Source organism: Novosphingobium colocasiae, from assembly GCF_014652555.1.
GTDB lineage: Bacteria > Pseudomonadota > Alphaproteobacteria > Sphingomonadales > Sphingomonadaceae > Novosphingobium > Novosphingobium colocasiae.
Genome location: NZ_BMZA01000001.1, coordinates 605,601 through 620,473 on the forward strand (window position 1 = coordinate 605,601; position 14,873 = coordinate 620,473).

10 protein-coding genes are annotated in these 14,873 nt (G+C 66.3%); 6 read left to right on the forward strand and 4 right to left on the reverse strand.

Annotated elements, in window-relative coordinates:
* The first annotated feature begins 90 nt into the window (after positions 1-90).
* Together IE122_RS03015 and IE122_RS03020 are read left to right on the forward strand one after the other, a co-directional pair.
* Positions 91-1,242 (forward strand): DUF47 family protein, encoded by a 1,152-nt coding sequence (locus tag IE122_RS03015; protein ID WP_189619760.1) that lies wholly within the window; start codon positions 91-93, stop codon positions 1,240-1,242.
* A 15-nt stretch (positions 1,243-1,257) separates the two neighbouring features.
* Complete coding sequence (locus IE122_RS03020) at positions 1,258-2,259, forward strand: inorganic phosphate transporter (protein WP_189619578.1); 1,002 nt, start codon at positions 1,258-1,260, stop codon at positions 2,257-2,259.
* 119 nt (positions 2,260-2,378) lie between these two features.
* Here IE122_RS03020 and IE122_RS03025 read toward each other — a convergent pair whose 3' ends face one another.
* The gene (locus IE122_RS03025) at positions 2,379-2,978 is read right to left on the reverse strand and encodes a hypothetical protein (RefSeq protein WP_189619579.1); all 600 of its coding nucleotides are present in this window, start codon (positions 2,976-2,978) and stop codon (positions 2,379-2,381) included.
* A 108-nt stretch (positions 2,979-3,086) separates the two neighbouring features.
* Between IE122_RS03025 and IE122_RS03030 the strand changes: the two genes are divergently transcribed.
* On the forward strand, positions 3,087-3,761 hold the full coding sequence (locus tag IE122_RS03030) for a glutathione S-transferase family protein (protein WP_189619580.1): 675 nt from the start codon (positions 3,087-3,089) through the stop codon (positions 3,759-3,761).
* Between the two features lie 785 nt (positions 3,762-4,546).
* On the opposite strand, the gene IE122_RS03035 is transcribed toward IE122_RS03030, so the two are convergent.
* The gene (locus IE122_RS03035; protein WP_189619581.1) at positions 4,547-5,008 is read right to left on the reverse strand and encodes a cupin domain-containing protein; all 462 of its coding nucleotides are present in this window, start codon (positions 5,006-5,008) and stop codon (positions 4,547-4,549) included.
* A gap of 66 nt (positions 5,009-5,074) precedes the next feature.
* Here IE122_RS03035 and dapE point away from each other — a divergent pair, with 66 nt between their 5' ends.
* Together dapE and IE122_RS03045 are read left to right on the forward strand one after the other, a co-directional pair.
* Positions 5,075-6,238 (forward strand): succinyl-diaminopimelate desuccinylase, encoded by a 1,164-nt coding sequence (gene dapE / locus IE122_RS03040; RefSeq protein WP_189619582.1) that lies wholly within the window; start codon positions 5,075-5,077, stop codon positions 6,236-6,238.
* Positions 6,239-6,296: 58 nt separating this feature from the next.
* Positions 6,297-7,595: a dicarboxylate/amino acid:cation symporter gene (locus IE122_RS03045; RefSeq protein WP_189619761.1), complete on the forward strand. Its 1,299-nt coding sequence runs from the start codon at positions 6,297-6,299 to the stop codon at positions 7,593-7,595.
* A gap of 15 nt (positions 7,596-7,610) precedes the next feature.
* Here the strand turns inward: IE122_RS03045 and IE122_RS03050 are convergent, their stop codons facing one another.
* Both IE122_RS03050 and IE122_RS03055 read right to left on the reverse strand, forming a co-directional pair.
* The gene (locus IE122_RS03050) at positions 7,611-9,080 is read right to left on the reverse strand and encodes a Ppx/GppA family phosphatase (protein WP_189619583.1); all 1,470 of its coding nucleotides are present in this window, start codon (positions 9,078-9,080) and stop codon (positions 7,611-7,613) included.
* Between the two features lie 54 nt (positions 9,081-9,134).
* Positions 9,135-11,249 (reverse strand): RNA degradosome polyphosphate kinase, encoded by a 2,115-nt coding sequence (locus tag IE122_RS03055; RefSeq protein ID WP_229813714.1) that lies wholly within the window; start codon positions 11,247-11,249, stop codon positions 9,135-9,137.
* A gap of 223 nt (positions 11,250-11,472) precedes the next feature.
* On the opposite strand from IE122_RS03055, the gene IE122_RS03060 reads away from it, so the two are divergent.
* The gene (locus tag IE122_RS03060; protein ID WP_189619585.1) at positions 11,473-14,853 is read left to right on the forward strand and encodes a transglutaminase family protein; all 3,381 of its coding nucleotides are present in this window, start codon (positions 11,473-11,475) and stop codon (positions 14,851-14,853) included.
* The last annotated feature ends 20 nt before the right edge of the window (positions 14,854-14,873 follow it).

Here is a 14,873-nt window from a genome sequence, read left to right on the forward strand (position 1 = left end):
TGACGGTTGCATGACGGCGGGTGCTCTCATAGGAGGGCGCCGATGTCGCGGCCGCCGGAAGGGCGGCTTTACTTTAGGGGAGGTTGCGCCATTCGCCAGATTGCCGTCCTGCCTTACCGCACGCTGGGTTCCGGCGTCGATGCGCCGATCCAGATCCTGCTGATCACCTCGCGCGGGACGGGGCGCTGGGTGGTGCCCAAGGGCGGGCTGATGAAGGGCTTGGCCCCGCATGCCGCTGCTGCCGCCGAAGCGGAAGAGGAAGCCGGCGTGCGCGGGGCCGCCTGCCCGACGCCGCTGGGTTCCTACCGCTACCGCAAGCGCCGCCAGTCGGGCGCGGCGGTGTGGGCCGATGTCGATGTGTTTCCGTTTGCCGTCACCGAGGAACTCGACACCTGGGACGAGCAGCACCAGCGCGAACGGCGCTGGTTCAGCCTTGGCGAAGCAGCGAGCGCGGTCGACGAGGATGACCTGCGCGCGCTGATCCGCAGTTTTGGCGCGCGCGAATTCCGTGCCGCCGCCAGTCCCGCCCGTTTGATCGGGGCGATGGCCGACAAGATGGCCAGCAAGACAGGGGTCAATGCCATGTTCGCCTGGTTCCAGAAGCTGATGCCGCAGCAGAGCCAATTCTTCGACCTGTTCGAGAAGCAGGCCGTCACCCTTGTCGCCGGGGCCGACGCACTGGCGCGGCTGGCGCAGGGCGGCCCCTCCAGCGCCCAGCACATCCGCGAGATCGAAGAGCGCGAGCATGATGCCGACGATATCACCCGCGAAGTGCTCCAGACCGTCCGCCGCAGCTTCCTGACGCCGTTCGACCGTTCGGCGATCACCAGCCTCATCAACACGATGGACGATGCCATCGACGAGATGCAGCACGTTGCCGGGGCTGTCAGCCTTTACGAGGTGGCCGATTTCGAGCCCGAAATGCGCGACATGGCGGCGATCATCGTCGACGCCGCGCGGCTGACCGCAGAAGCGATGCCGCTGCTGCGCCGGATCGCCGATAACGGCCACCGCCTCCACGAGCTGACCGAGCGTCTGGTGCGCATGGAAGGCCACGCCGACGAAATCCACGCGCAGGGCCTCAAGCGCATCTATCTCGAAGCCAACGCGCGCGGCGGGCGCGAGGCGGATGCGCTGCACTTCCTGGTGCGCCAGGAGATGTTCAAGCGGCTGGAGCGGGTGGTCGACCGGTTCGAGGACCTCGCCAACGAGATCGACGGTCTCGTCATCGATCACGCCTGACCGGCTGCCGCAACGATGGACCACACTCTTGCCCTGCCGCTGCTGATCGGCCTGGTGGCGCTGGCGCTGGCGTTCGATTTCCTGAACGGCCTGCACGATGCCGCCAACGCCATTGCCACGGTGGTGGCGACCCGGCTGCTGTCACCGGTGGTCGCGGTGCTGTTCGCCGCTGCGGGCAACTTCGCGGCCTACTGGTTCGTCGGTCTCCACGTTGCCGAAACCGTCGGCAAGGGCATCGTCTCGGCCGATACCATCACCCCGGCGGTGGTGTTCGGGGCGCTGATCGGAGCGATGTTCTGGAACGTCGTCACCTGGCTCAAGGGCATTCCCTCCAGCTCCAGCCACGCGCTGATCGGCGGCCTCTTGGGCGCAGGGATCGCCCATGGCGGGTTCGGCGTTGTCGAAAGCAGCGGCACCAGCAAGACGGTCATCGCCATCGTCCTCTCGCCGGTGATCGGCTTCGCGATTGCCATGGCGCTGATGCTGCTGACAAGCTGGTGCTTCCGCGGCGTTGGCCCGCGCGCTTCCAATGGCGCGTTCAAGAGCCTGCACCTGATCTCCAGCGCCGCCTATTCGATCAGCCACGGCGGCAACGATGCCCAGAAGACGATGGGTATCATCACGGTCCTGCTCTATTCCACCGGCCACCTCACCGGCGATTTCGCGGTGCCGCAATGGGTGGTTCTGTCGTGTTACACCGCCATCGCGCTGGGCACGCTGTCTGGCGGCTGGAAGATCATCAAGACGATGGGCACGCGGCTGACCAAGCTCAACCACCATTCTGGCTTCTGCGCCTCCACCGCCGGCTCGTTCGTGGTGTTCGGCGCGAGCGCGATGGGCATCCCGGTATCGACCACTCACGCCATCACCGGGTCGGTCGTCGGCACCGGCGCGGCGCGGCGTTCCTCCGCCGTGCGGTGGAGCGTGGCGAGCCGGGTCATCGTCGCCTGGTTCATCACCATCCCCGCCAGCGCCTTCGTCGGCGCGCTGTTCTATGGGCTTACGACGCTGTTCTGAGCAACGATAACGACCAATTTCCGTTCGGATCGAGCGAAGTCGAGATACGTGAGCGCAGGGCCAGCGTATCTCGACTTCGCTCGATACGAACGGAGCAGGGGCGACCGGAGCTGACGTAATCAGTCCACCGCCACGTCCTTCAAGTCAGCACTCTCGATGCCCCAGCGCAGTTGTGCCGGCGTCGCCCCGTCCACATCGTTGACCCGGCGCAGCACCACGTCGCCCTCCAGCCGATAGCGGCTGCCGTCCTGTCGCACCCCGGTCAGCACGGCGGCCGCGGTGTAATAGAGCGATCCGGCCCCGGCATCCATTTCGCCGCCGGGCACCGCCACGGTGATGGTGCGATAGCGGCTCCACCACTGGGCAAAGGCGGCGCGGCTCGACTGCGGATAGCGGAACTGGGCCCAGGCTTCATCAAACCGGCGGTTTTCGAGCGCCCGCGCCCAGGTCAGCAGGACCGCTCGCGCGCCCTTCTCGCCCCTTTCGGCCTGCGTCATCGGCGGCAGCGTGGGCGAGGGCAGCATGGTTTCGGGAGGGGCGTGCGTTTCCTCCTCCGGGGTGGGCGATGGGACGGCTTGCGGCGCGGTCATCGGATCATCCGGCAAGGCCACCGTGTCGCTCGTCTGCGGTGACGGGGCGTCCGGCTGGTTGCAGGCGGAAAGCGTCAGGGTCAGGGCCAGCACGGTGGGCGGGATCAGGCGCATGGGGGTACTCCGCAAGCAGGGCGCTCCTGCCGGAACGGACAGGCGCGCCGCCCGTTCCGGCTCGACAGCGCAGTCCGGGATGGTTAGGCGAGGGCCCTTGCGCCGCAAGGAATGCCCGGACCCATGAAACTCATCATCGGCAACAAGAACTATTCGAGCTGGTCGCTGCGCGCTTGGCTGGCCGCCAAGCAATCGGGCGTGGCCTTCGAGGAGATGACCGTCCCGCTGCTCGGCGAGGACTGGGAAGCGCTCAAGAGCGGGACCGACGAGATCGCCCCGTCCGCCGGCAAGCTGCCGGTGCTGTGGGATGGCGATGCGGTGGTGTGGGATAGCCTCGCGATCATCGAATACCTGGCCGACAAGGTGGGCCGTGAACGCTTCTGGCCCAAGGCCGACGATGCCCGGGCGATGGCCCGCTCGATGGTGGCGGAGATGCATTCCAGCTACCTGCCGCTGCGCCGCTCGCTGCCGATGAACATCCGCGCGCGTGTGGAAGGCATCGACATCGGGGCGGATGTGCGCGCCGATATCGTCCGCATCCTGACTTTGTGGGCCGAAGCGCGGGCGCGGTTCGGCAAGGGCGGCCCCTACCTGTTCGGCAGCTTCTGCGCGGCGGACGTGATCTACGCCCCGGTCGTCAGCCGGTTCCTGACCTACGGCATCGGCGTCCCCGGCTTCGCGCAGGCCTATATGCAGGCGGTGTGGGAACACGAATGGATGCAAGCCTGGATCGCCGCCGCGGAAGCCGAGGAATGGGTGATCGAGCAGTTTGAGGTGGGGGCACCGACCCGGGCTTGAGCGGCTGGGCGGTCACGCCGGGCCCACCCCGCTGCGACTAACGTGCTGCGCACGCAAGTCTCGCTCCCCTCCCGCGAGCGGGCGGGGATACCCGGGCATGCCTTCCCGCTTGCGGGAGGGCCGGAAGGCTTGGCGATTTTATCGCCTAGCCGGACGGGGTGGGCGAGAGCGGCGAGAAGAAAAATGGTTCACGCGGAGGCGCGAAGGCGCAGAGACGTAAGGCTTGCCGCAGCGCGGCTATCCTTACCGACGATGCGTGTGCCTCACCGTTGAACGGCGAGAATGGCTGCGCCACCCGCAACACCTCTGCGCCTCCGCGCCTTTGCGTGAACCACTTTTCCTGCCTCGAGCCGATCGGATGTGCATCCCGAGCGCAACGCCCGCCTCAGTCCTTTCCTACATCCCCCACTTGCGGCAAAATCCGCAACGGTGCGCCTGCGCCTGCTCTTTCCCATCGTTGGAAGCCGAAATGCCGTGCAATGTCGGATGAGTGTAACTTTCGTATTTCCTGTTCAAGTTACTGATTTAAAATCGAAAATATCGATTTTCGAAAGTTACAAGGTGTAACCTTTGTAAACTTCGCAAGGAGGAAACAGGTTCGCGCAGAGACGCAAAGGCGCAGAGATGTCCAGCTTGCCGCAGCGCGGCTGTCCTTTCCGAGGGTGCGTTTTTCTCGCCGTGGAAACAGAGACAAGGGCTGCGCCATCGCGCACACCTCTGCGCCTTTGCGTCTCTGCGCGACCCTCTTTTTCTTTCTTCGGGCGGCCACGCCCGGCCCACGCCGCCTAAGCCGGCCGTTCCGTTTCGTAGGGCGTACCGTCCTTGTGGGCGTATCCGGCCTCGTTCCAGATCATGTCGATATCCGGATAGTCGCCGCCGTTGTCGGGTCCGGCGCTGATCGCGATGAAGCTGCAATCGGCCTCGCTCTCGTTGACGAGGTGGTGGCCGTCCTCGCTGTCGGCGGGCCAGGCGCAGACGTCGCCGGCCTGGATCACGGTGCGGCCGCTGTTCTCGATCAGCACCGCTTCGCCGGTCAGCATCACCAGCAGTTCGTCCTCGCCGCGATGCCAGTGGCGCTGGCTCGACCATGCGCCGGGCTTGAGCACGACGTGGCTGGCACCCATCGCCGTCAATCCCGCCGCCGGGGCGAGGCGGCGATACCAGCGGCCCGAGACGGCCTTGTCGAAAGGAGCGGGGTAACCGGTGGCGTTGGTCTGGGGCAGCGCCTCGATATCGATCCGGGGCATGCGTGCTCTCCGGCACAGGTCTGGCCCCACTGGCCAAGCGTTCCGCCCTGTGCGATGGGCTGCACCATGTCCCAGATCGCATCCGCCGCGGCAAGCGTCATCGACCTCGCGCAAGCCCTTATCGCCTGCCCCAGCGTCACCCCGGCGCAGGGGCTGGTGTTCGATTGCCTGGAGGCGCAGCTTGCCCCGCTCGGCTTCGCGGTGACCCGGTTCGTGCGCGGCGAAGCGCCGGATGGGCCGGTGGAGAACCTCTATGCCGTGCGGCGCGGGCCGGAGGGATCGCGCCACTTCGCGTTTGCCGGGCATGTCGATGTGGTGCCGCCGGGCGATGGCTGGACCAGCGCGCCGTTCGCACCCGAAGTGCGCAGCGCGCCGGGCGGGGACCTGCTCTACGGGCGCGGTGCGGTGGACATGAAGGGGTCTATCGCCGCGATGATCGCCGCCGCGCGCGAGATTCCGGCCGAGGCGGGGACGCTCAGCTTCATCATCACCGGCGACGAGGAAGGACCGGCGCGCTACGGCACCGTCGCCCTGATCGAGCATATGCGCGAAGCCGGCGAGGTTCCCGATGTGATCGTGGTGGGCGAGCCGACCAGCGTGAACCGGCTGGGCGACATGATGAAGATCGGCCGGCGCGGCTCGGTCAACATCTTCCTCACCGTCGAAGGCGTGCAGGGCCATGTCGCTTATCCGCATCTGGCCGACAACCCGATCACGAAGCTGGTCGCGATGCTGGCCGAACTGAAGGCGCTGGCGCTGGATGACGGGACTGACTGGTTCCAGCCCTCGAACCTGGAGGTGACCGACCTCACCGTCGGCAATCCGGCGCACAATGTCATCCCGGCACGCGCCGAAGCGCGCATCTCGATCCGGTTCAACGATACCCACACCGGTGCGGGGCTGGCCGAGCGGGTGAGCGCTATCGCTGCGAAGCACGGCGGCACCGCGCGCGCGCTGATATCGGGCGAGGCGTTCCTGACCCCGCCGGGGCCGTTCTCCACCCTGCTGGCCGAGGCGATCCGGGCGGAAACGGGGATCGATCCCGAACTGTCGACCAGCGGCGGCACCTCCGATGCACGGTTCCTCAAGGATGTGGCCCCGGTGATCGAGTTCGGCCTGTGCAACGCGACGATGCACAAGCGCGACGAGGCGGTGGCGGTCGATGATCTCGATCTGCTCGCCCGGATTTACCGCCGCGCCGCGCTGGCTGCCCTCGGGGCTGGACAATAGCGCCTGCCGCCCGCCACAGTCGCGGCGGGACAATGGAGAAGCAGCGCGAATGACAGCCATGGCGGAAACCAACGCCGCAGCCGAGGCCGGCCACAAGGGCTTGCAATGGCGCATCCTGATCGGGTTCGTACTCGGCCTCGTGATGGGCCTTCTGGTCTACACGTTCGCCCGGGATGCGCCTTGGGTGCAGGGGCTGATCGCCTATGGCACCATCCCGGTCGGCCAGATTTTCCTGCGCCTGCTGTTCATGCTGGTGATCCCGCTGCTGTTTTCGGCGCTCGTCGTCGGCATCGCCGAGATGGGCGAGATCCGCGCGCTGCGCAAAGTCGGCGCGGCAACGCTGATCTACACCTTCATCGTTTCGGGCATCGCGGTGGCGCTCAGCCTTGTCGTGGTGAATGTCCTGCGTCCCGGTGACGGGGTGGACCGCGCTGCGGCGCAGGAGCTGCTGAACAAGAGCGCGGCGGCGGCCGGGGCGATCATCGAGAAATCGCACGACAGCAAGTCGGGCGTCGAGGCGGTGCTGGGGCTGGTGCCGTCGAACATCATCACCGCGATGAGCGATAACGATATCCTGGCGGTGATGTTCTTCGCGCTGTTCTTCGGGATCGGCCTGCTGCTGGTGCAGACGCCGCGCGCGGCGACGCTCAAGGATGCGATCGAAGGCGTGTTCGAGGTGTCGATGAAGCTCATCGGCCTCGTCATCCGCATGGCCCCTTATGCGATCTTCTGCTTCATGTTCAATCTGGCCGCGCAGTTCGGCTGGGACCTGATCTTCAAGCTGGCGGCCTATGTCGGCGTGGTGCTGCTGGCGCTGGCCTTGCAGATGTTCGGCGTGTTCTCGGCGCTGCTGGCGTTCGTCGCCCGCAAGAGCCCCATCGTCTTCTTCCGCGAAACCCGCGAGGCGAGCGTGATGGCGTTCTCCACCGCCAGCTCCAACGCCACCCTGCCGACCTCGCTGCGGGTGGCGCATGACGAGCTCAAGCTGCCCGATCGCGTGGCGCGCTTCGTGCTGACCATCGGGGCGACCGCCAACCAGAACGGCACCGCGATGTTCGAAGGGGTGACGGTGCTGTTCCTCGCCCAGTTCTTCCACGTCGATCTCAGTCTTGGCGAGCAGTTGTTCGTCATGGCGATCTGCATCCTCGCCGGGGTCGGCACGGCGGGGGTGCCGGCCGGTTCGCTCCCGGTGATCGCGCTGATCCTGGGCAGCGTGGGCGTCCCGCCCGAAGGCATCGGCCTGATCGTGGGGGTGGACCGCTTCCTCGACATGTGCCGCACGACGCTCAACGTGGTCGGCGACCTGGTCTGCGCGACGGTGATCTCGGCGGTCAGCGGGGAAGAGGCATTGGCCTGAGCAATCGGGCGTCAGCTACCCGGAAACCACCTCGACGATGGTTTCCAGCCCGAGCCAGTCGGCCAGTGCCTTGTGGTCCTTGCCGACGCTGGCGCTGTAGAGCGCCTGTACCGGTTCCTGTAGCGACAGCACCAGCGCGCTGTCGCGCCGTTCCAGCGTGGTCTGGGTCAGGCCGATATCCGTAACCCCGGTGAGCCGGCGACACAGGCGCACCGCCAGCCCCCAGCCGACGGCATGGCGCAGGTCCTCGGCCGAGGCGAGCTGGGCGAGCTGATCGGGCGGGGTGGTCTGACCGGAGTTGGCGAACACGGTCATCGCCATCATCCCCCGCCCGCGCATGTCGAGGCCGATCCAGCGCTTGCGCAGCGCCCAGGCCAGCGCTTCCTCGGTGCGCATGTTGGGTTCGGTGCTCATCGCCGCCAGCGCCAGCATGCCGGCCGCCTGCCGCAGGCTGCCATCGCGGCTGTTCTCGGTGCAGGCGGGCGCGGTCCATGATGCCACGGCCACCGCGTCCTGCGCCGAAACGCGTGAACTGATGGCAAAGCCCGCCACGCTGGCCAGCATCGGGTCCTGCGCGCGCACGGCCGGCTCAAGCTGCTTGTACAGCAGGCCTTCGCGCAGGCCCCACGATGAAAACACCAGCCGCGACGGCTTGAGCTGGCTGATGACCTGGACCAGCAGCGCCGCCGCATCGGGCAGGCTGGCCACGCGCGAGGTAGAGGTGCGCGGGTCGGGCTCGCCGATGCGGCCCTTGGCGAAGCGACGGGCCAGCAGCAGCGCGGTTTCGGCGGGGAGGGCAAAGCCGTGCGGATCATCCACGGGCCAGTCGAGCGTGCGCATCGCCTGCAGGCCGAGCGCGCGCCACGAACCGCCGACGATATAGAGCGTCTGCCCCGCACCGTGGCTCCAGCCTGCCTTGGCAAGGCCGGCGCGCAGCACCGAGCCCAGCCGGGCGCTGCCGCTGGCCCTGAGGTCGGAGAGCCTCAGAGTGCCGAGCGGGAGAGTCAGCCCGTTGTTGAGGATCGCGCCGCTGTCCACGCCGACCAGTTCCAGGCTGCCGCCGCCCAGATCCGCCACGGTTCCCGTCGCGCCCGGGAAGGCCGCGATCACGCCGGTGGCGCTGGCGCGCGCTTCCTCGTCACCGCTGAGGAGGCGCGGGTTGAGGCCGATGGCCCGCACGGCATCGAGAAACGCGCGTCCGTTGCTCGCATCGCGCGCGGCGGCGGTGGCCACGCATTCGATGTTGGTCACGCCCTGCAGCCGCAGCAGCGTTGCGAAGCGGGCGAGGGCGGAGAGCGCGGTGCGCATCGCCTTGTCGGAAAGGGTCCCGGTGCGGGCCAGATCGCGGCCGAGCCGGGCGTTGACCCGCTCGTTCAGCACCACCGTCGGCGCGCGCGGCGGGCCGTTGTAGACCACGAGCCGGACCGTGTTCGATCCGATATCGATGATCGCGCGGCGTTCGCTGGACTGGCTGATGCCGATCATATCGCAAAGACGAATCGCATGAGGCCCGGTTCCAGGCGGAAGGCCGCTCCTATGTCAGATATTGCCGCGCCTTAGCGAGAGCTTTGGCACCTTTCGTCCACTGGCGAGTGACGCCCCGCGCCCGGACAGCGACGGATTGGTCATGAAATAGCGATGGACATTGAACGGCGTATCGCCCCGGGGCGTGCGCGCATAAGTGCCGTCGGGCGAGAGCAGCCAGCTTTGTTCGGTATCGAGCAGGTTGGCGAGCATGACCTGGCTCAGAATCTGGTCGTGCACCGTCTTGGTGCGGATCGGCACCATGACCTCGACCCGGCGGTCGAGGTTGCGGCTCATCCCGTCGGCCGATGTGATGAACACACGGGCATCGCGGTTCGGCAGTTCGCTGTCGTTGGCGAAGGCCCAGATGCGGCAGTGTTCAAGGAACCGGCCGATGATCGATTTGACCTCGATATTCTCCGACAGGCCCTCGATCCCCGGCCGCAGGCAGCAGATGCCGCGTACCACCAGATAGATTTCCACCCCGGCGCTGCTGGCGGCATAGAGCCGGTCGATCAGGGCAGGATCGGTCAAGGAGTTGAGCTTGGCCCAGATCTGCGCGGGCTTGCCGGCGCGAGCGTTGGCGATCTCCGCTTCGATGCAGGCATAGAGCCGCGCGCGCAGCGAGATGGGGGAGATCGCCAGCAGTTCCGCGCCCTTGGGCTCGACATAGCCGGTGATGAAATTGAACAGCCGGCCGACATCGCGGCCGAAGGCGGGATCGGCGGTGAAATAGGACAGGTCGGTATAGATGCGCGCGGTGATCGGGTGGTAATTGCCGGTGCCGAAGTGGCAGTAGGTCCGGTACCCTTCGGCCTCGCGGCGCACCACCATCGATACCTTGGCGTGGGTCTTCCAGTCCACGAAACCGTAGATCACCTGCACCCCGGCGCGTTCGAGCTGGCTCGCCCACAACAGGTTCTGCTCCTCGTCGAACCGCGCCTTCAGTTCGACCACGGCGGTGACCGACTTGCCCGCCTCGGCCGCCTGGATCAGGGCGGAGATCACCGCCGATTGCTTGCCGGCGCGGTACAGCGTCTGCTTGATGGCGATGACATCGGGATCGCGCGCCGCCTGGCGCAGGAAATCGATCACCACCTCGAAGCTTTCGTAGGGGTGCTGGATCACGATGTCCTTTTCCCGGATCGCGGCGAAGCAATCGCCATCGTGCTCCAGGATGCGCTCGGGATAGCGCGGGGAGTACGGTTCGAACTTCAGCTCCGGCCGGTCCTCGTCGCAGATCGCGGCAAGGCCGGAGAAGCCGATGAGCCCCTCGGTCTTCATGATCAGCGCCTTGTCGAGGCCCAGTTGCGTGCGCAGCAGTTCCTCTGCCGCCGGATCGAACTTGCCCTGCAATTGCAGCACGATGACCATGCCGCGCCGCCGCCGCTGGATCGCGGTGCGGTAGTAGCGCACAAGGTCTTCGGCGTCCTCTTCCAGCTCGATGTCGCTGTCGCGCAGGATGCGGAAGACGCCGTGGCCGTGGACATGGAAGCCGGGGAAGATCACTTCGGCGTGGCGGCAGATCAGGTCTTCGATCGAAATCCACGCCGCTTCATCGCCGGGGATGCGGACGAAGCGCGGCAATGCCGCCGGGATCAGCACCATCTCCATCACCGGCGCGTCGTCCGCCTCTCGGGTGAGCGAGAACAGCACGCCGATGCCCTGATTGGTGACGAACGGGAAGGGGTGGGCGGGGTCGATCGCCTGCGGGGTGATGACGGGCAGGATCGATTCCACGAAATAGTCGACCAGCCAGGTCTCGCGCCCGGCATCGAGCTTGTCGTCGCCGACCACGCGCACGCCCGCTTCGGCCAGCAGCGTCTTGAGATCCTTCCACGCCGCCTGCTGGATCGCTTCGAGTTCAATTACCTTGTCATGGATCGCGGCGAGGGTTTGCGACGGGGTCTGCCCGTCGATCGAAATCTCCTCAATCTGGCGACGTACCTGCCCGGCGAACCCGGCGACGCGCACCATCAGGAATTCATCAAGGTTGTTGCCCGAGATCGACAGGAACCGCAGCCGTTCCAGCAGTGGATAGTGCTCGTTCGTCGCTTCGGCCAGCACCCGCTGGTTGAAGGCCAGCCAGCTCAGTTCGCGGTTGAAGTAGCGCGCGGGCAGGCTCGCCATCGGCGAGGGCGACGCGGAGAACTCGACCGCATCGAGCGGCGGAAGGATGCGGAGCGATTCGGTGATCTCAGTCATGATGTCCCAGCTTCCGTGCGCCCCTGACATGCCATTGTGACATTGATGCGGCAATCGTGACGGCTGAATTGCCTTATTGCAGATTAGGAACCGTTCCTTTGTAACCAATCGTTGCGGTGCAGCATAGTTTGTCGCAATGTCTGCGGCGATGATCAAGGCAGCGCTCCACCATCTCACCCAATACCGCTATTCCAAGCGGATTCGTCTCGGCCCGCAGGTGATCCGGCTTCGTCCTGCACCGCACAGCAGGACGGCGGTGCCGAACTATTCGCTCAAGATCAGTCCGGCGGAACACTTCCTCAACTGGCAGCAGGACCCGCACGGCAACTGGCTGGCGCGGGTGGTATTCCCGGACCCGGTCGATCATTTCTCGATCGAGGTCGATCTGCTGGCCGAACTGGCGGTCATCAACCCGTTCGATTTCTTCGTGGAGCCATCGGCAGAGGAATATCCCTTCGCCTATTCCGAAACGATGCAGTCCGATCTGGCCGCCTATTTCGAGGTCGATCCCGCCACCGGTCCGCTGTTCGACGCACTGGTCGCCAGCCACGCCGACTACGAAGGGCGCACGGTCGATTTCCTCGTCGATATCAACAGCCAACTGCAAAAGCGCATCAACTATGTGATCCGCATGGAGCCCGGGGTGATGACCCCGGAGGAAACGCTGGAGGCCGAACTCGGATCGTGCCGCGATTCCGCATGGCTGCTGGTCAACCTGCTGCGGCGGCTCGGCTTCGCGGCGCGGTTCGTATCGGGTTATTCGATCCAGTTGGTGGCGGACGTGCTGCCCAAGGAAGGCCCGCAGGGCGTGTTGCAGGACGTGACCGATCTGCACGCCTGGGCCGAAGCCTACGTGCCGGGTGCCGGCTGGATCGCGCTCGACGCCACCAGCGGCATGTTCGCCGGGGAAGGGCACATTCCGCTCTGCGCGACCCCGCACTACCGTTCCGCCACCCCGATAGAGGGCATGGCCGAACCCGCCGAGATCGATTTCAACTTCGAGATGAGCGTCTCGCGCATCGCCGAGGCGGTGCGGATCACCAAGCCGTTCACGGATGAGCGGTGGGACGCGGTGCAGGCGCTGGGCGAACAGGTCGATGCCGATCTGGTGGCGGCCGGCGTCAACCTGACGATGGGGGGCGAGCCGACCTTCATCGCCGCCAGCGATTTCGAGGCGGCGGAATGGAACGGTGCCGCCGTGGGCCCTACCAAGGCCGCTTATGCCGACAAACTGATCCGCAAGCTGCGCGACAAGTTCGCGCCCGGATCTCTGCTCCATCACGGGCAGGGCAAGTGGTACCCCGGCGAAACGCTGCCGCGCTGGGGCTTTTCGATCTACTGGCGCAAGGACGGCATGCCGATCTGGCGCGATGACAGTCTGCTCGCGCCCGAAAAGCCCTTGGCCAAGGATGGCGATCCCGATCCGACGCCTTCGATCACGCCGGACAAGGCCGACCTGTTGCTGCGCGACGTGGCGTTGGGGCTGGGCGTGGCGGAAGAGTTCGTCCAGCCGGTCTACGAGGACAATATCCTCTGGCGGCTGAGGGAAGAGGAACTGCCGGTCAACGTCACCCCGATCGACAGCCATGTCGAGGATGAGGAGCTGCGCCGCCGGTTCCGCCGGACTTATCGCCGGGGGTTCGAAAATCCGGTGGGGTTCGTCCTGCCGATCCAGCGCTGGCAGGCGAAGTCGATGCCGGTGCCGCGCTGGAAGAGCGAATACTGGAAGGTGCGACGCGGCGTCCTGATCGCGGTGCCCGGTGACAGCGCGCTGGGCTATCGCCTGCCGCTGGGGGCGCTGCCCTGGGTGCCGCCCAGCTATTACCCCTATATCCACCCGCGCGACACCGCCGAGGAACGCGAGCCGCTGGCCGATTATCGCCAGCAGGTGATTTCGCGCGGCGAACAGGCGCGCGTAACCGGCTCCACGCTGGAGCAGCGCAGCGAATTTGTCCGCTCCGCCGGCGAAAGCAGCGGCAACGCCTATGTCGAACAGACGCTGATCGAAGGCGCGGTGCGCACCGCGGTGGCGGTGGAGCCGCGCGGCGATTACCTGGCCGTGTTCATCCCGCCGACCGAATGGCTGGAGGACTATCTCGAAATCGTCGCTGCCGTCGAAGTGGTGGCCGAGGAGCAGGGCATACCGATCCGGATCGAGGGTTATCCGCCGCCGCCCGATCCGCGCCTGCAAGTGCTCAAGGTCACGCCCGATCCCGGCGTCATCGAAGTGAACATCCACCCTTCGGCTTCGTGGCCCGAAACGGTGGAGATCACCGAGACGCTGTACGATATCGCCCGCGAGATCGGGCTGACGGCGGACAAGTTCATGGTCGATGGCCGCTCCATCGGCACCGGCGGCGGCAACCACATCGTGCTGGGCGGCCCGACCCTGCTCGATAGCCCGTTCATCCGCCGGCCGGACCTGCTCAAGAGCTTCGTGACCTACTGGCAGCGCCATCCGTCGCTGTCTTACCTGTTCTCCGGCCTGTTCATCGGCCCGACAAGCCAGGCCCCGCGCATCGACGAGGCGCGGCACGATTCGCTCTATGAACTGGAAATCGCGCTGGCGCAGGTGCCGGGCCCGGAAATGCTCCAGCCCGCGCCGTGGATGGTCGATCGCCTGTTCCGCAACCTGCTCGTCGATGTCACCGGCAATACCCATCGCACCGAAATCTGCATCGACAAGCTGTTCAGCCCCGATGGCCCGACCGGACGGCTGGGGCTGGTCGAGTTTCGCGGCTTCGAGATGCCGCCAGACGCGCGGATGAGCCTGGTCCAGCAACTGCTGCTGCGGGCGATGACGGCGATGTTCTGGGCAAAGCCGGTATCGGGCGATCTGATGCGCTGGGGCACGCAGTTGCATGACAAGTTCATGCTGGGCCATTTCGTGTGGGAAGATTTCCTCGACGTGCTGGCGGACCTTGGCCGGGCCGGGTACCATTTCGATCCCAATTGGTTCGAGGCGCAGCGCATGTTCCGCTTTCCCGTCCACGGTACGGTCGAAGGTGGCGGCGTCAGCCTGGAGATCAGCCACGCCCTCGAACCGTGGAACGTCATGGGCGAAACCGGGGCGATCGGCGGCACCGTGCGCTATGTCGACAGTTCGACCGAGCGTTTGCAGGTAAAGGCAACCGGGCTGGTCGATGGCCGCCATGTCATCACCTGCAACGGTCGCCGTGTACCGCTGGCCAGGACCGGCTTTGGCGAAGGGGTGGCCGGCGTGCGCTACAAGGCGTGGTGGCCGTCGGAATCGCTGCACCCGATGCTGCCGCCGCATACGCCGCTGACCTTCGACATCTACGACTTGTGGAACAACCGTTCGCTGGGGGGCTGCGTCTATCACGTCGCGCATCCGGGCGGCCGCAATTACGACGACGTGCCGATCAACGGCTATGAGGCAGAGGCGCGGCGCAAGGCGCGGTTCCAGGATCACGGCCATTCGCCCGGCTTCATGCCCGTTCCGCCAGAGGAAGCGCCGGGCGAATTCCCCTTCTCGCTCGATCTCAGGCGCCAGGGACGTGTCTACTAAGCGACCGCCCGACAAGGGCG

Coding starts and splice junctions, on each gene's coding strand:
- IE122_RS03020 (WP_189619578.1), top strand. CDS start 1,258: ATGGACCACACTCTTGCCCTGCCGCTGCTGATCGGCCTGGTGGCGCTG.
- IE122_RS03030 (WP_189619580.1), top strand. CDS start 3,087: ATGAAACTCATCATCGGCAACAAGAACTATTCGAGCTGGTCGCTGCGC.
- IE122_RS03035 (WP_189619581.1), bottom strand. CDS start 5,008: ATGCCCCGGATCGATATCGAGGCGCTGCCCCAGACCAACGCCACCGGT.
- dapE (WP_189619582.1), top strand. CDS start 5,075: ATGTCCCAGATCGCATCCGCCGCGGCAAGCGTCATCGACCTCGCGCAA.
- IE122_RS03045 (WP_189619761.1), top strand. CDS start 6,297: ATGGCGGAAACCAACGCCGCAGCCGAGGCCGGCCACAAGGGCTTGCAA.
- IE122_RS03050 (WP_189619583.1), bottom strand. CDS start 9,080: ATGATCGGCATCAGCCAGTCCAGCGAACGCCGCGCGATCATCGATATC.
- IE122_RS03055 (WP_229813714.1), bottom strand. CDS start 11,249: ATGGCGAGCCTGCCCGCGCGCTACTTCAACCGCGAACTGAGCTGGCTG.
- IE122_RS03060 (WP_189619585.1), top strand. CDS start 11,473: ATGATCAAGGCAGCGCTCCACCATCTCACCCAATACCGCTATTCCAAG.